The sequence below is a fragment of the Chamaesiphon sp. VAR_69_metabat_338 genome (assembly GCF_031423935.1).
GTDB lineage: Bacteria > Cyanobacteriota > Cyanobacteriia > Cyanobacteriales > Chamaesiphonaceae > Chamaesiphon.
Genome location: NZ_JANPGM010000103.1, coordinates 1 through 15,482, shown reverse-complemented (window position 1 = coordinate 15,482; position 15,482 = coordinate 1). Strand labels below are relative to the sequence as shown.

Here is a 15,482-nt window from a genome sequence, read left to right as displayed (position 1 = left end):
TTTTGGTAATGTTTATGGCATATTTTTTGAAGGGGGTCAGCTATTTGGCTACACAGACGATCGCCAACAAATTAAGATCGATCTAGCCACTGGTGTAGGTACTTTCGATCGAAATATCACTGGAACGAACCTGACAATTGGCGGTGCGGCATCTTTACCTTCAACAGGCTCGACAGCTCCAACACCTCCGAGCGCATCAGTTCCGGAGCCTTTGACTGTCATCGGTACCCTCATTGGCGGTACGGCAGCATTACGCCTCCGCAAAAAACTCAAATCTGCTGACAAAGCCTAGTTGTTGAAACTGTCTAGTAACAACTATCAGCGTTCGATTCCAGGCACTGCAACTAATAATTGTGGTGTTTTTTTGTTGTTGGCGATCGAAGATTCCAGTAAGATCGAGCTATTGCCGTCATAACCCGATCGCCACGATATTCATATCTTCCCCTCAATGTCCACAGATCGACACTTGCCAATTTATCTCGATCGACATGCGACTACGCCAGTCGATCCGCGCGTGCTTGCGGCAATGTTGCCCTACTTTACCGAACATTTTGGCAATCCCACTAGTACCACCCATCAGTACGGGTGGGCGGCAGAAGCAGCGATAACTGGCGCGCGGGAAACGATCGCTACTGCCATCGGTGCGAGTCCCGAAGAAATTATTTTTACGAGTGGAGCCACAGAAGCCAACAATCTCGCGCTCAAAGGTGTCGCCGAAGCTTATTTTGCCAAAGGTCAACATATTATTACCCTGCAAACCGAACATAATGCGGTGTTAGATCCGTGTCAATATTTAGAATCTTTGGGATTTATAGTTACTTATCTACCTGTCGATGTAGATGGTTTAGTAGATCTAGATAATCTCAAAAATGCCATCCGTCCCGATACGATCTTAGTCTCAATCATGGCGGCCAATAACGAGATTGGCGTTTTGCAACCTATTGCTGAAATTGGTAAATTATGTCGAGAACGCGAAGTTTTATTTCATACAGACGCGGCACAAGCGATCGGCCAAATCCCGCTAGATGTTAATGCCTTAAACATCGATCTGCTATCGATGACTGCACATAAAGTCTATGGCCCCAAAGGCACTGGCGCGCTCTACGTCCGACGGCGCAATCCGCGTGTCAAGTTATCGCCCCAATTGCATGGTGGCGGCCACGAACGGGGCATGCGATCGGGTACGCTCTATCCGCCGCAAATCGTCGGTTTTGCGAAAGCGGTCGAACTTGCCCTGACGGAAATGGATATGGAAACAGCGCGGTTAACTGAGTTAAGATCGCGATTGTGGGCGCAATTGAGTCAAATGGACGGAATTTATCTCAACGGCCATCCCACCCAGAGACTGCCAGGGAATCTCAATATTAGTGTGGCTGGCGTGGATGGCAATGCCCTACTCCTGGGCTTACGTCCGACCGTGGCTCTGTCTTCGGGCGCGGCTTGTAGCTCCGCCAAAATCGAACCTTCTCACGTCTTACGCGCGATCGGTCGCTCCGAATCCCTCGCCTATGCAGCACTTCGGTTTGGAATTGGGCACAATAATACAGTAGAGCAAATCGATCGCGTCGCGACAGCTACGATCGAGACGATTGTAAGTCTCCGCAAGTTGGCTTTGAGATCGTGACATTTTACAGGTATAATCGAAAGTAACCAAGAGCGATCGCCCCCAAGAAGAATAAGCTAAGCCGATCTTCCTAACGTCTCCGGTAATCCAAACTGGAAGCGGTCGTGTACTTGACAAAATTTTCGTGGATCCCGGACATACCACTATCCCGATCGCTAATCGATCGGTGTAGTGGGTTTGGTGAGGATTGGAGGATCGCTCCAGTCCGTCCGACTTTAACAAGCTCCAGCTACAACTTGTGTTTAGAGTCGATCGTGCGCCAGTTGAGATAGCCTGAAGCCGTCCATCCCCTCTCTTGCGAACTTACTCGTAACAGATATGGGGATGATGTTGTGCAACAGACACTAGGCAAACAACACCCATCGGCAGACCCTCTCATCGAGATAATTGCTGCCTGTGGCTTAAGACGCTAAACCTCATGGACAGCTTTTACAAATGTGAAAGCTCAGGTTCATCGAGCATGTAGGTGTTGAGATCGAGCGATCTCCCGCTCGATCGAGATCGAAAAGTTCGAGTTGTTAGCCCACAGATTGGTGGAAACTACTTGGCTCGACCGTTGGGGCAGTCGCTCCTCTGGAGAACATTGCTCGTCTGCCCCACAGATCCGATCGAAAATGAAGCTATGCGCCAGAAACGTGACCGCACGTTCGAGCATTTGGCCGCTAGCTCTCAGACACCTACCGATCGTCTCCGCTCCCGATCGAGAGCTAACATCTAAATCTTCAGTAGCGATGCATCATTTAGCACTCAACTACGGATGACAGATGTCAACCATTTAGCTCTCGACCGGCAAAACTAGTCGATCGATTGCGCCCTTAGCAACGAACGCAGGTTGTAGCTAGGCAACCGATCCAAATATTTAGATCGCAATTAGCTACTTGGACAAATTACGTTACATCATACCAGCATCGCTCGGCACCTATCGATTCTCGGCGACCGGACGTGCTGCTAATTTTCGAGGAAATTGAATGCCAAAGCAAATAATTATTGCGGAGCAACACCGCATTGGTGCCGTATTTGGGGAAGACCAAATTCAAGAATTGGTAGTTGCGACCGGACAACATCAGGTCAGTGATATCTATCTTGGCATTGTCGAAAATGTGTTGCCAGGGATCGACGCAGCGTTTATCAACATCGGCGATCCGTCTCGCAATGGATTTATTCACGTTACCGATTTAGGGCCACTCCGGCTCAGACGCAGTTCCGGTTCGATTACCGAATTGCTCGCACCACAGCAAAAAGTGTTGGTGCAAATCATGAAGGAACCAACCGGCAATAAAGGCCCCAGACTGACTGGGAATGTCAGTCTACCCGGTCGGTATGTCGTCTTGATTCCATTTGGTAAAGGGGTAAATCTCTCGCGGCGGATCCGTTCTGAAGGCGAGCGCAATCGCCTGCGAGCTTTGGCCGTACTGGCAAAGCCAGCTGGGATGGGTCTATTGGTGCGGACTGAAGCCGAAGATACCACCGAAGAAGCCATTTTAGAAGATCTCGAACAATTGCAAAAGCAGTGGGAAATTGTCCAACAAGACGCCAACACCACTCGCGCGCCCGCTCTGCTCAATCGGGATGATGACTTCATTCAAAGAGTGCTCAGAGACATGTATTCGGCAGATGTCAACCGAATTGTCGTGGATTCCGAGCAAGGACTCAAGCGGGTCAAGCAGACACTACAGGGCTGGAATGACGGCCAGTTACCGCAAGGGGTCGTGGTCGATAAACATCGCGAACGCCAACCAATTCTCGAATATTTCCGCGTGAATGCGGCGATCAGAGAATCATTAAAGCCGAGAGTAGACTTGCCTTCTGGCGGTTATATTATTATCGAGCCGACCGAAGCTTTGACCGTCGTCGATGTCAACTCTGGCTCCTTTACGCGATCGACTACTTCGCGCGAAACCGTTTTATGGACGAATTGCGAAGCTGCTACGGAGATCGCTCGTCAGCTCAGGCTGCGTAATATTGCCGGCGTAATTATTATCGACTTTATCGATATGGATTATCGCAAGGATCAACTCCAAGTCCTAGAGCATTTTAATAAGCAACTGCGGGTTGATAAAGCCAGACCGCAAATCGCCCAACTCTCCGAACTCGGACTAGTCGAACTCACTCGCAAACGCCAAGGTCAAAATATTTACGAGTTGTTTGGGGAAACCTGTGCTACTTGTGGCGGATTGGGACATCTCGCCCACGTTCCTGGCGAAACCGTCTACGGTGCCGATGGTGAAGCCGTGCCCATTTCCTTGGTTTCTAGCATTCCGCAACGCGAACGCGGTCGTGGTAACTCCGATAGCGCGTCTGGAGGTAGAGTGCCCCGTCGCAACGCGCGGACATTGCCAGATCTGCGACCACCAGTCGCAACAGGCTGGGAAACCTTCGAGCCAGAGGGTACGGAAAGCGAAGATGACTTTAATCTCGTCAATCATCCTAGCTATCAACAGCAAAACGGCGTCGGCAAGAAACGCCGTCGTCGTGTCGGTCGCACCGAACGGGACGAAACCGTGCGCAATGTGCCCCGTCCGACTCAAAATGGCGACACCAGAACGCCGACCCCGAGCAGTGGTGCCAATCGCAGTTTGACCGATCGACGAGGAACTACTCCGCCCGTTGAGGAGCGCGGTCGGGCTACCTTAATCAGTAGCAAATTTACTCCGCCAGAAATTGAGGCATACGTCCCCGAGGATCTCCCGCCCGATTCAGCAGAATTGGCAGAAGTTGCCGATCCCAACGGCGATCGAGAACGTCCCGGTAAACCCCAACGGGTTAAACCGACGCGACCGACGATCGAACCACCCGAAGTCGTCGCGATCGAAATGTCGGATTTAGAGAAAGAAACCTATGCCTGGATGGGAGTTTCGCCACTAGTAAAGTTGGGGCGAGAGTTGAATAATCCGAAAACCGCGATCGTCAATATCGTGCCCATCGGTAGTTTACCCCCCGAACCGCTCGCGCAGATCGTGCCTGTCATCGAGCCGGTAGCTACAGATGAGCCGGAGAGCGATGCTGCGCCAATTGTCGATCTCGTACCAACTGTAATCCCAGTGCCAGATACAGCCGCCGATGTGCGACAAGTTGAGGAAATCGAAGCACCTCAATTGGTAGTTACGATCGATCCACCATTAGTCGAGCCAATTGATGCTGTGGAAGAGATCGAGATCGAACCAGTCCCAACAGTGACGTCGCCTAGCGATATCGCAGAGGAGCTACCAGAAAATCGGCGACGCAAACGTCGATCTTCAGCGGTAGTAGATTGAGTAAGAGCACCCCGATAATAGTAATATTGTCGGGGTGCTGTTTTCAGTGCTATGAGTTATCCGAGTTGCCATTGTCGATCGCATGTCTACACCCAAAATTTATCACGAACAGACTTGTGCCGAAGTGACGATCGCGGGTGTCGATGAAGTTGGACGGGGTGCCTTATGTGGGATTGTGGTAGCAGCGGCAGCGATCTTACCCAAAAGTGCGATTGCCCAATGTGCAGCGTGGGGAATTAAAGATAGTAAAAAACTTTCTGCCAGCCAGCGCGAACGGCTAGTGCCGCAAATCCAGCAAATTGCGATCGCCTATCAGATTGGAGTGGCGAGCGTCGCTGAAATCGATGAACTGAATATTCTGCAAGCGAGTTTGCTGGCCATGCGGCGGGCGATCGACGGTTTAGCAGTACCGCCAGAATTATGTTTAGTAGATGGCAACCAGCCGATTCCCGCTCTCGATCTTCCCCAACAGACGCTAATTAACGGCGAGGATCGATCGATCTCGATCGCCGCAGCGAGTATCCTGGCAAAAGTGTGGCGCGATCGCGCAATGACGGAATTAAGCTTAATTTATCCCCAGTATCAGTTAGCCAAAAATAAGGGTTATGGTACCGCCGCACACTTGCTAGCGATCGCCAAATGTGGGATTACCACCGCGCACCGGCAGTCTTTTAGTCCTTGTCGCGATCGCCGAATGCTAACCTAGATTTGGTGCTTGGGGATGAGTCGCGCTAACGGTACGATCTCCTTCGGCACCTGTCTGCGCCCACACTGCATAATCGGCTAACAATTGATGCAGCAAGCGTTGTTTGAAAGTATTCAGAATGCCCTTGAGCAGACTGTTGCCTGCCGATTCGACGATCGATCTGGGCATGAAGCTGACTGGTGGTGGCAACTCGACGCGGACTTCGAGGTCGGCATTGCCAATTAGATAGGTTTGACCCCGCTCTTCGTGAGGAATCAATTCACCAATCAGCTCCAGACTAAATCGGCGATCGACATAATCGATGCCGCGAATTTCACAATTAGTAGAAACAATTCGCACCGTGCCGTCTACTTCAGTCCACACGCGCAAATAGACTGTCGGCTGAAGATCGAATCCAAAAAAACTCAATGTCCGCATCGTCAAGCAAAATTCATCATCGCCCACCTGTTTGACTCGGCTGGGATCGACTAACGCTTGCACCAACCGATGGGGCTGACGTAAGTAGTGCTGAATGGGAATCGGCTGCGATGGCACGGCAATTTCTACCGATCGATCTGCTGTAAATGTAACAATTTGCATATATAACCACGAGAAATTACAGACTAATAACGCCTTTGCAGAACGTCGATCCGTCAATTGAAAATCGCCATCTAACCGAGCGGAAATTAACTATTGAAAAAATTAGTTAAAAAATCCAGTTGAATCGATTGTCGATCGATCGCGATAAAATACTCTTAGCTAAGATTTTATCGCATTCGCGATCCAGATTTCCAAATCGATTAAAATCTCAGTATTTTATCGGATTGGAATCGCAAATAGAGTACCGATTGCTAACTATTTATGAATCTCAAGATCGCTCATTTGGGGCCGAAAGGTACTTATACAGAAGCTGCTGCGCAAGCCTATGGTGAGACAGAACTCCATGGTATCGACTTTGAGTTAGAGCCGTATGCCAATATTGCCAGTACACTAGCAGCTGTAGCCGACGGTTTGGCACAACTAGCGATCGTCCCAGCAGAAAACTCGATCGAGGGTGCGGTGACGATGACCGCCGATACGATTTGGCACCTAGCTGCCAAGCTCCAAATTCAGCAAGCGATCGTCCTACCGATCCGACATGTGTTGATTTCGATCGCCACCAATTTGAGTGACATCACGACTGTCTATTCCCATCCACAAGCTTTAAGTCAATGTCAAGATTGGTTGCAACAGCATCTCCCCCAAGCCGAGCGGATTGCTGACACTTCAACTACCGCAGCTTTAAACAAACTAGCTGCTAATCCCCAGCTTGCCGCAATCGCCTCGGCGCGAGCAGCGAATATGTACGATCTGCCGATCTTGGCGCAGCCGATTAACGATCGCCCTGACAATCAAACTAAATTCTGGGCGATCGGCTTGCAACCGTCACTGGCTGGCAATTGTACCTCTGTCGCGTTTAGTCTGCGATCGAATACCCCAGGTGGTTTGATGACGGCTCTGGGCTATTTCGCCAATCGGAATTTGAATCTCAGTCGAATCGCCTCTCGCCCTAGCAAACGCTCCCTCGGCGATTATTTGTTCTTCATCGATATCGAAACCAGCGTCAATAATTGCCCCCAGCTAAAATCAGCTTTAGCCGATTTAGATGCTTATGCTGAAACTGTGAAAAACTTCGGCACTTATTACACAAAAGTCATTGGTTAAACACAAGCCCGTTTTCAAAATCGGATAGATTTAATAATCTTCGTGGCTCGATCGTCAGCACATTGGCATCGATTTAGTTCGATAAAATCCCCTCTTGGGAGGGGTGCCCGCAGGGCGGGGTGGGTTTACCATCTTCGCAGCAAACCCCCCAACTCCGACCGCATTATCGTCGATCTATCCATTTCATACATGCTTAACGAATGGAGACAGTCGATCGCTTTAGTAGGCAGCGGAGATCTACCCACCCCGCCCGTTGGGCACCCCTCCGAGGATGGGATTTTTAGACAAAAGCCCTGCTAGTTGAACACTAGCAGGGCTTTTTAATGATTAGAATATCAAACTGTGTCTACAGCATCGGTGCAAACTGAGGCTTCTCAGGTACTACCGTGTACTCAGCCACGATTTGACGGAACTCATCACCATCGATCGTTTCTTTCTCGATTAAGAGATCGACCAAGCGATCGACTACCGTGCGATTTTCACGCATGATTTGAAGTGTTTCTTGATGGCAACCAGCAACAATCTCACGGACTTGTTGGTCGATTTGAGCTGCTACTTCATCAGAGTATTCAGAGCGCGCGCCCCAGTTACCACCGAGGAAGACTTCACCAGATTGACTTTCGAGTGAAAGCGGGCCGAGTTTGGACATCCCAAAGCGAGTAACCATTTGGCGTGCCATCGAGGTGACTTGTTGTAAGTCTCCGCCAGCACCAGTAGTAACTTCCGAATCACCAAAGATCACTTCTTCGGCAGCGCGTCCACCCAAGGCACCACAGATCCGCGCCCGGAGTTGGGTGCGAGAGATGAGGGATTGATCTTCAGCAGGAGTGAACCAAGTCAAACCAGCAGCTTGACCGCGAGGAATCAGCGTTACTTTCTGGAGTGGATCGTGAGCGGGGATTAGTGTCGCGACGATCGCGTGACCGACTTCATGGTAAGCAATCAAGCGTTTGCTCTTACCATCTACCAATGGCGTACCTTCCATCCCAGCGACTACCCGATCGACTGCATCGTCGATTTCGAGGTTAGTGATAGCATCTTTACGACGACGAGCGGTGAGAATGGCGGCTTCATTGAGCAAGTTAGCTAAGTCAGCACCACTAAAACCAGGAGTCCGACGCGCGATCGCGTCCAGCGAGACACCTTCACCTAATTTCTTATTCCGAGCGTGAACGCCGAGGATTTCAACCCGACCCTTCACATCTGGCGGATCGACCTGGACTTGGCGATCGAAACGACCTGGGCGTAGGAGTGCGGAGTCTAATACGTCGGGACGGTTGGTGGCGGCGATAATAATAATCCCCGTATTTCCTTCAAAACCATCCATCTCAGTCAGCATCTGGTTGAGCGTTTGTTCGCGCTCGTCGTTACCGCCACCGATACCGGCACCGCGTTGACGACCGACAGCATCGATTTCATCAATAAAGATGATACAAGGCGCGTTTTCTTTAGCTTTTTTGAACAAGTCGCGGACGCGGGACGCACCCACACCAACAAACATTTCGACGAATTCCGAACCGGAGATACTAAAGAACGGAACCCCAGCTTCACCTGCGATCGCTTTAGCAAGCAAGGTTTTACCAGTACCAGGAGGGCCGACTAACAAGACACCTTTAGGAATCTTGGCACCGACGGCGGTGAAGCGTTCGGGCTGCTTGAGGAAGGTGACAACTTCTTGTAACTCTTCTTTTGCTTCGGCAATACCAGCTACATCATCAAACATCACCCCAGTTTTGGCATCCATCTGAAACTTAGCTTTGGATTTACCAAAGTTCATCGCTTGACCGGGGCCACCAGGCATATTATTGGAACGGCGGAATAACAAGAACAAGCCGCCAATCAACAAGGCTGGGAATACCAAGTTACCGAGGAAACCCCACACTGCACCATCGTTCCGAACTGGGTGGCTATCGAAGGAGATGTTTGAGTCCCGCAGTTTAGCGATTAATTCTGGGGCATTTGTTGGCAGATCGACCCGCAACCGCTGCATCCGGTTTTCCAAATCTGGATCGACAGCTTCAACGATCGCAGTTCTGCCACCATCATAGAGATCGACTGCTTTGACCCGATTGGCATCGAGATACTCCAAGAACCGACCGTAGGTCATGCGAGTACTCGCTGTATTCTTACCAACTTCAGCCGTGACGGGTGTAAATGCCCCTTGCCAGACGAAAAAGCCAATGACTAGAACGGGTATCGTCCACAGCACTGCTAGTTTCCACGAAAACTTCATAAAATTGCTTGCCTTTGGTGATGGGGTGATATGCGAGGTGAATAATGCTTAATTTCAGCTTGTCTTATATAGTTTAAAAAATTCTGAAAACATATCTTAATTAAATTTAACGTAATTCTCAGATTTCGGAAAGGGGTGAATTAGCGGGGAGCGGGGAACGGGGAGCAGGGAGGGAAGATAAATATTTGCTGGATATTTGTCAGCGAAAGGGTTTTGGGTTGCGATCGCTGCTCGAACCGTGTCTCTTAATTATAAAATAAATTCCCCAGAGGCGATGTGGATGACGCGACCGCCTATGCTCACTTGACAATCAGCAGGTGTATACTCAGCCCGTAGATACAAGAGCGAAGACCGTCCCATTTCCACACCTTGTTCGACGGCGATATCAAGGTGAGAGCTGCCAAAGTACTGGTGCTTGGCTAAATATGCAGCCAGACAGCCGTTAGCACTACCTGTGGCTGGATCTTCGGGAACTCCAAAACACTCGGTAAACACCCGAACGTGTAATTGACAACTCGCCGCGACAGTTTCGGGACAAAAGACCAGGATTGCTTGGGCTGGTAAATTAGCGACTGTTGGCTGATAAAGACTCAGATTTAATTTTGCCTGACTCACTGCCGCCAAAGTTTTCACGGGCACGATGATAAATGGTAAACCTGTCGAAACTGGCTCGATCGGGTATCTAGCATCGATATCGGTTGGGTCTATCCCAATGACAGCAGCGATCGTGCCGATCGATAGCGGCTCATAGAATTGCGGTTGCTGTTGGTGCATCCACAAAATATCTGGCGCGCCGTTGACATAGTTCAGATCGACGGGAATCTGACCGACTTGATAGTTTAGATTAACGCGTTCGATCTGCGCTTTGACAATTTCCTGCTGAATGGCAAATGCCGTTCCTAAAGTCGGATGTCCGGCAAATGGTAATTCGGTCGTCGGCGTAAAAATACGCGTGTCATAGCCGCCATTAACTGGCTGTGAGTTAGTAACAAAGGTCGTCTCTGAGAAATTTATCTCCCGCGCGATCTGCTGCATCTGGAGATCTGTCAAGACCCCCGCATTCAAACACACAGCCAACTGATTGCCCGTATACCTCCCCGTCGCAAATACATCCAGAATCAAAAACTGAATATTAGTCATTGTTACTAAGCTTGACTTGCTTCTCAATTGTCTCACCTTAACAATCCATCTAAGCCCTACACCCTAATCTAAAGCCTAAAACCTAAAGCCTAAAGTCTAAAACCTAGCCTCGATCGTTACAAACTATTACGAGTTCGCTCAGAAACTAGTGATAATGCCGGAAAATGTTTGCGGAAGGTATAGAGATCGCGATTGACTTATCGATCGGATAAGCAAGCGCAATCTACCTCGGAGCAAAAGGTTCTGAGGAAATTAATATCAGTCTGGTCACAAACTTTTTTGGAGTAAACCCACGATGAGTATCGTCACCAAAGCGATCGTCAATGCAGATGCTGAAGCTCGCTACCTGAGTCCAGGCGAATTAGACCGAATCAAAGGTTTCGTCGCTTCTGGCGAACGCCGTCTTCGGATCGCTCAAACCTTAACTGACTCTCGCGAGCGTCTAGTTAAAGGTGCTGGAGACAAAATGTTCCAACAACGCCCTGACCTCGTTTCCCCAGGTGGAAACGCTTACGGCGAAGAAATGACTGCAACTTGTTTGCGCGACCTCGACTACTATCTCCGGTTGATCACTTACGGTGTAGTTGCTGGTGATGTGACTCCGATCGAAGAAATTGGTGTAGTTGGCGTCCGCGAAATGTACAGATCCTTAGGTACCCCCATCGATGGCGTTGCTACTGGTGTTCGGGCGATGAAAGATGCTGCTACTTCCATGATGTCTGGTGAAGACGCTGCTGAAGCTGGTGCTTACTTCGACTATCTAATCGGTGCAATGAGCTAGTTCCAAACTAGTTAATTGACGACTTACGACGATCGCTTCGCAACATAAGCAACAAGAGACTAGATAAGGAATTTAGGAAAAATGCAAGACGCAATTACTTCTGTTATCAATTCATCTGACGTTCAAGGTAAATACCTTGACTCCTCCTCGTTAGACAAGCTCAAAGCCTACTTCGGTACTGGCGAACTCCGCGTCCGTGCGGCTGGTACGATCAGTGCTAACGCAGCAACAATCGTTAAAGAAGCTGTAGCTAAATCCTTGTTGTACTCGGATATCACTCGTCCCGGTGGTAACATGTACACCACTCGTCGTTATGCTGCTTGCATCCGCGACTTGGACTACTACCTCCGTTATGCTACCTACGCAATGCTAGCTGGCGACCCTTCCATTTTAGATGAGCGCGTTCTCAACGGCCTCAAAGAAACTTACAATTCCTTGGGAGTTCCTGTTGCTGCTACCGTTCAAGCTATCCAAGCCATCAAAGAAGTTACCGCTAGTTTAGTTGGTGCTGATGCTGGTAAAGAAATGGGTGTTTACTTAGACTACATCTGTTCTGGCTTGAGCTAGTCAGCTAAGTTAACTAACTTGTCACTAATGTAGACAGTAAGATCGAGTCTGGGAAGTCCGATGTGAGTATTAGCTCTTCAACAGCTTATCTAGTCTAACTATGGTAAGTTTTGACGGTCTAGCATTAACATCTGACTCCCAGACTTTGACGTGTTTAGCGGTTTAGAGCTGGCATCTCATCGTATTGGTAAAGTATTGCGATCGACATTCGATCGATCGATACCAAACACGGCACCAGCGACCGAAAAGTGCGAAAATTAGTATAGTTTATCCAAAATATAACAATAGGAGAACCATCAACATGCGGATGTTCAAAGTCACCGCCTGCGTTCCCAGCCAAACTCGCATCAGAACTCAGCGCGAATTACAAAATACTTATTTTACTAAATTAGTTCCCTACGATAATTGGTTTCGCGAGCAACAGCGAATTATGAAAATGGGCGGTAAAATCATTAAAGTTCAATTAGCCACTGGCAAGCCAGGTGCTAATACTGGCTTACTTTAAGTATTAGTAGAATTACTAAAAAAAGAGGTCGGGTAGCCGACCTTTTTTTTCGATCTGGATCGATTCTATGGCTGTAGCGATCGATCCACTTGTTATGTCTAGACTATTAATTTTGAGACTGCTTGCGCGATCGCGTTTTTTTGCTCCTCGTCGTATCCCCACCGAGTCAAAAAATCACTATAGGAACCAGTCCCCGCGTGAATCGTATCGACCAATTCTCGACACAGATCCTGAATCAGCGGCAGATTCAATTGGTGGACGATCTTAGTCGTCCGTGCGGCTACAGTAGCAGAAGATGCCACCATCTCGGGATCGTTGCGCCGCTGATGATAAAGTTGTTGAGCGGTAGACATGGCGATATTTTTAACTAGTAAATCGGCAGCGATGTCTGGATGTGCTTTTAGTCCGGCAATTATTTCCGCTCGTGGCTCATCGCAAACCGGATCTGGGGAAGTCAGATAAGTCACAAAAAATCCCCGCGCACCATTAGCTGTTTGTAATAACGCTGCAACAAAATCCTGAATTCGATCGGACGCAAACTCATTGGTTTTGAGCTGACTCAAAAAGGATTGAGTGAGTTCGATCGCTTCATCGAATTTAATCCGATCGGGAACGGTCAAGATAGATGCAGACATGATTAAATTAAGTGGAGAGTGGATAGTCGATCTTGGAGCATGGCCAGATCCCGATCGCGCCGATCGATTATCGATGTTTGAGTTGCAAAAATCGATAGATCGAGACAGTGCTTAACCATTGACCGTCGATCGGGAAGCGGCTCTTTAATTATGTATTATTACCCAGAATCGATATGAATCTAGATCGCAATCCCGATCCGCAACGTAAAAAGATTGGTGGCTGGATTTTAGCTGGGACTGTCTCCCTGGGAGCATTAATGTGCGTAGTGGCGATTGCGATTTTTTTAACTTCCTGTAGTCCCGATCTCCCCAGCGCGGCTAGCAGTCGGATGTTTAATAAAGTCTCGATCGAGTATATTGGCGAGTATAAAATTCCCAACTATTTACAGGTTAAAGAGACCTTAGTCGGTGGCTTGTCGGGGCTGACTTACGATCGACAGCGCGATCGGTTTTATGCGATTTCTGACGATCGCGGAGACCAATCACCCGCCCGATTTTACACCCTCAAGCTCGATCTGGACACCACCGATCCCAAACAAGTCAAATTCAATAAAGTAGATGTTACCGATGTAACGGTGCTCAAAAATGCCGATGGGCAACGCTATCCCCAAAAGGAAACCGATACTGAAGCAATTGCGATTACTGCTGAATCATCTGTTTATATCCCTAGTGAAGGCGATCGCACCAGAAATATTCTCCCCTTTATTAATGAGTTCGACCTCAAAACTGGCAAAGTCAAGCAAAGCTTGCCGATTCCGACTCGCTATCTACCCGATACCGAAGGCAAGCGTGGCTTCCAAAATAATCTCGCTTTTGAAGGGATGACCCTCAGTCCGACTGGCACTCTTCCGGCCAGTGGCGAACCCCTGCGCCTCTTTGCTGCGACAGAATCAGCCCTGATCCAAGATAAAGAAGTCACCAAAGTTGGTGAAAATGGCAAGATTCCTGGTGCCAAAAATCGCTGGTTGCATTATCTATTAAGCGACCGACCCGAAATTATTAGCGAACACCTCTATCAACTCGATCCGCCACCACTCGGCGCGCTCGAACATGGCTTGTCCGAAATCCAAGCGATCGATACTAGCGGCCATTTTCTGACCCTCGAACGCTCCTTTGGTTTGACAGGCTTCCGCGTCAAAATATTTCAGACATCGATGGCTGGAGCTACCGACACTAGCAAGATTGCTAGCTTTAAAGGCAATACAACCATTCAACCTATCAAAAAAGAACTCGCCTTCGATCTCAAAAAATTAGCGATCTACATCGATAATCTTGAGGGGATGGCTTTAGGTCGGCGGCTGCCAGATGGGAGCCAAACACTACTATTGGTCAGCGATAATAATTTTAGCAGTCGTCAAATCACCCAGTTTTTACTATTTAAATTCAAGCAGAGCTAAGCTTCAAAAGTTGGTTAGAGCTGGGGTACAATCCCACCCGCAGCTCGCACACATCGGGTTTGGTACATCTAGTAACCAAACCGCTGTTGACCGATTTTACCGTCACCGATCGACTTGCAACCAACTTAATTATCTTGAATCAAATAGATCTGCTTGTAGCCGAGATCGATCGTCAAGACATTACCTTCCTTCAAATCCATCCCTTTGGTACAAACTGTCAACTAACAACCAGCAACCGACTTAATTGTCTTGAATCAAATGGATGTGCTTGTAGCCGAGCTTGATTGTAAAGACATCACCTTCCTTCAAACCCATGCCTTTGGTATAAGCAGAGCCAATTAGTAGCTGACCATTTTTATGCACGGTAGCTTTGTAAGTAGCAACTTTGCCACGACTGTCTCTACTAGTCTCATCTAACTTGACACCCTTGGCTGCCAGTACTGCATCATAAAAACCCGACAGATCGGTGCGCGTGCCACCCGATTTGGAAGTTTTCACATAGCCGCATTGTTTGGCAGTTTCGCGCTTGGCTAGATGGGCGAGTTCTTTGACTTTTTGGAGTAGAGCCTTACCTGTGAGCGGGGTTTCAGCAGCTACGACTTCAGTTGATGCCGCGTTTTCTGCTGCCACTTTTACCGATTTATCTGCTTTAGCTGCGGGGGTAGCCTTCTTGGCTGGGGAATTTTTCTGAGCTTTAGGAGCAGATTCCACTTTAGTTTTAGGCACGATCGTAATTAGTTAGATGTCAATTTCATTATGCACTTAAAAATCGCTAAAATTACCATTTTTGGTAAAAAGATGCGATCGGTGAAAACTTTGACTCGCTCAAAAAGCTAGGCTAGCTCAGCTATTGTCCTGGAGATTTGCGATCGAGTCATGAATTGACAAAGTTGTCTCTAAGCTATCGGTCAATTTATTGGCGATGCCCTCGATCCAAGCTTCATCTTGCTTGGTATA

15 protein-coding genes are annotated in these 15,482 nt (G+C 48.6%); 9 read left to right on the top strand and 6 right to left on the bottom strand.

What is annotated here, in order from left to right:
* Together RMO84_RS03105 and RMO84_RS03100 are read left to right on the top strand one after the other, a co-directional pair.
* Positions 1 to 292 (top strand): PEP-CTERM sorting domain-containing protein (locus RMO84_RS03105; RefSeq protein WP_310486985.1); only part of this gene is annotated, 292 nt, incomplete at its 5' end.
* A gap of 156 nt (positions 293 to 448) precedes the next feature.
* Positions 449 to 1,624 carry an IscS subfamily cysteine desulfurase gene (locus RMO84_RS03100; protein ID WP_310486984.1) on the top strand — a complete coding sequence of 392 codons (1,176 nt, stop codon included), beginning with the start codon at positions 449 to 451 and terminating at the stop codon, positions 1,622 to 1,624.
* A 451-nt stretch (positions 1,625 to 2,075) separates the two neighbouring features.
* Here RMO84_RS03100 and RMO84_RS03095 read toward each other — a convergent pair whose 3' ends face one another.
* A complete protein-coding gene (locus tag RMO84_RS03095) occupies positions 2,076 to 2,279 on the bottom strand; it encodes a hypothetical protein (protein WP_310486983.1) in 204 nt (67 codons plus the stop codon).
* A 313-nt stretch (positions 2,280 to 2,592) separates the two neighbouring features.
* On the opposite strand from RMO84_RS03095, the gene RMO84_RS03090 reads away from it, so the two are divergent.
* Both RMO84_RS03090 and RMO84_RS03085 read left to right on the top strand, forming a co-directional pair.
* A complete protein-coding gene (locus RMO84_RS03090) occupies positions 2,593 to 4,878 on the top strand; it encodes an Rne/Rng family ribonuclease (RefSeq protein ID WP_310486982.1) in 2,286 nt (761 codons plus the stop codon).
* Between the two features lie 82 nt (positions 4,879 to 4,960).
* Positions 4,961 to 5,584, top strand: coding sequence for a ribonuclease HII (locus tag RMO84_RS03085; RefSeq protein WP_310486981.1), 624 nt, complete (start codon positions 4,961 to 4,963; stop codon positions 5,582 to 5,584).
* On the opposite strand, the gene RMO84_RS03080 is transcribed toward RMO84_RS03085, so the two are convergent.
* Positions 5,576 to 6,163, bottom strand: coding sequence for a DUF1997 domain-containing protein (locus RMO84_RS03080; protein ID WP_310486980.1), 588 nt, complete (start codon positions 6,161 to 6,163; stop codon positions 5,576 to 5,578). The genes RMO84_RS03085 and RMO84_RS03080 overlap by 9 nt on opposite strands.
* Positions 6,164 to 6,424: 261 nt before the next feature.
* Between RMO84_RS03080 and pheA the strand changes: the two genes are divergently transcribed.
* Positions 6,425 to 7,267: a prephenate dehydratase gene (gene pheA, locus RMO84_RS03075; RefSeq protein WP_310486979.1), complete on the top strand. Its 843-nt coding sequence runs from the start codon at positions 6,425 to 6,427 to the stop codon at positions 7,265 to 7,267.
* A 346-nt stretch (positions 7,268 to 7,613) separates the two neighbouring features.
* Here the strand turns inward: pheA and ftsH2 are convergent, their stop codons facing one another.
* Positions 7,614 to 9,500: an ATP-dependent zinc metalloprotease FtsH2 gene (gene ftsH2 / locus RMO84_RS03070; RefSeq protein ID WP_310486978.1), complete on the bottom strand. Its 1,887-nt coding sequence runs from the start codon at positions 9,498 to 9,500 to the stop codon at positions 7,614 to 7,616.
* 249 nt (positions 9,501 to 9,749) lie between these two features.
* Positions 9,750 to 10,640, bottom strand: a complete 891-nt coding sequence (locus RMO84_RS03065) for a PhzF family phenazine biosynthesis protein (protein WP_310486977.1) — start codon at positions 10,638 to 10,640, stop codon at positions 9,750 to 9,752.
* 295 nt (positions 10,641 to 10,935) lie between these two features.
* Between RMO84_RS03065 and apcA the strand changes: the two genes are divergently transcribed.
* The 3 genes from apcA (at position 10,936) to RMO84_RS03050 (ending at position 12,493) form a co-directional block, all read left to right on the top strand.
* Entirely contained in the window at positions 10,936 to 11,421 is a 486-nt protein-coding gene (gene apcA, locus RMO84_RS03060) for an allophycocyanin subunit alpha (RefSeq protein WP_310486976.1), read from the top strand.
* Positions 11,422 to 11,502: 81 nt separating this feature from the next.
* Positions 11,503 to 11,988: an allophycocyanin subunit beta gene (gene apcB, locus RMO84_RS03055; protein ID WP_015160896.1), complete on the top strand. Its 486-nt coding sequence runs from the start codon at positions 11,503 to 11,505 to the stop codon at positions 11,986 to 11,988.
* A 301-nt stretch (positions 11,989 to 12,289) separates the two neighbouring features.
* Positions 12,290 to 12,493: a phycobilisome linker polypeptide gene (locus tag RMO84_RS03050; protein ID WP_007356911.1), complete on the top strand. Its 204-nt coding sequence runs from the start codon at positions 12,290 to 12,292 to the stop codon at positions 12,491 to 12,493.
* Positions 12,494 to 12,591: 98 nt separating this feature from the next.
* On the opposite strand, the gene RMO84_RS03045 is transcribed toward RMO84_RS03050, so the two are convergent.
* Positions 12,592 to 13,128 (bottom strand): hypothetical protein, encoded by a 537-nt coding sequence (locus RMO84_RS03045; protein WP_310486975.1) that lies wholly within the window; start codon positions 13,126 to 13,128, stop codon positions 12,592 to 12,594.
* Between the two features lie 173 nt (positions 13,129 to 13,301).
* On the opposite strand from RMO84_RS03045, the gene RMO84_RS03040 reads away from it, so the two are divergent.
* A complete protein-coding gene (locus RMO84_RS03040) occupies positions 13,302 to 14,525 on the top strand; it encodes an esterase-like activity of phytase family protein (protein ID WP_310486974.1) in 1,224 nt (407 codons plus the stop codon).
* A 240-nt stretch (positions 14,526 to 14,765) separates the two neighbouring features.
* Here the strand turns inward: RMO84_RS03040 and RMO84_RS03035 are convergent, their stop codons facing one another.
* The gene (locus tag RMO84_RS03035; RefSeq protein WP_310486986.1) at positions 14,766 to 15,155 is read right to left on the bottom strand and encodes an AbrB family transcriptional regulator; all 390 of its coding nucleotides are present in this window, start codon (positions 15,153 to 15,155) and stop codon (positions 14,766 to 14,768) included.
* Between the last annotated feature and the right edge of the window lie 327 nt (positions 15,156 to 15,482).

Excerpts from the sequence above, each read along its gene's own strand:
- RMO84_RS03100 (WP_310486984.1), top strand. The coding sequence starts at position 449 with ATGTCCACAGATCGACACTTGCCAATTTATCTCGATCGACATGCGACT.
- RMO84_RS03095 (WP_310486983.1), bottom strand. The coding sequence starts at position 2,279 with ATGCTCGAACGTGCGGTCACGTTTCTGGCGCATAGCTTCATTTTCGAT.
- RMO84_RS03090 (WP_310486982.1), top strand. The coding sequence starts at position 2,593 with ATGCCAAAGCAAATAATTATTGCGGAGCAACACCGCATTGGTGCCGTA.
- RMO84_RS03085 (WP_310486981.1), top strand. The coding sequence starts at position 4,961 with ATGTCTACACCCAAAATTTATCACGAACAGACTTGTGCCGAAGTGACG.
- RMO84_RS03080 (WP_310486980.1), bottom strand. The coding sequence starts at position 6,163 with ATGCAAATTGTTACATTTACAGCAGATCGATCGGTAGAAATTGCCGTG.
- pheA (WP_310486979.1), top strand. The coding sequence starts at position 6,425 with ATGAATCTCAAGATCGCTCATTTGGGGCCGAAAGGTACTTATACAGAA.
- ftsH2 (WP_310486978.1), bottom strand. The coding sequence starts at position 9,500 with ATGAAGTTTTCGTGGAAACTAGCAGTGCTGTGGACGATACCCGTTCTA.
- RMO84_RS03065 (WP_310486977.1), bottom strand. The coding sequence starts at position 10,640 with ATGACTAATATTCAGTTTTTGATTCTGGATGTATTTGCGACGGGGAGG.
- apcA (WP_310486976.1), top strand. The coding sequence starts at position 10,936 with ATGAGTATCGTCACCAAAGCGATCGTCAATGCAGATGCTGAAGCTCGC.
- apcB (WP_015160896.1), top strand. The coding sequence starts at position 11,503 with ATGCAAGACGCAATTACTTCTGTTATCAATTCATCTGACGTTCAAGGT.
- RMO84_RS03050 (WP_007356911.1), top strand. The coding sequence starts at position 12,290 with ATGCGGATGTTCAAAGTCACCGCCTGCGTTCCCAGCCAAACTCGCATC.
- RMO84_RS03045 (WP_310486975.1), bottom strand. The coding sequence starts at position 13,128 with ATGTCTGCATCTATCTTGACCGTTCCCGATCGGATTAAATTCGATGAA.
- RMO84_RS03040 (WP_310486974.1), top strand. The coding sequence starts at position 13,302 with ATGAATCTAGATCGCAATCCCGATCCGCAACGTAAAAAGATTGGTGGC.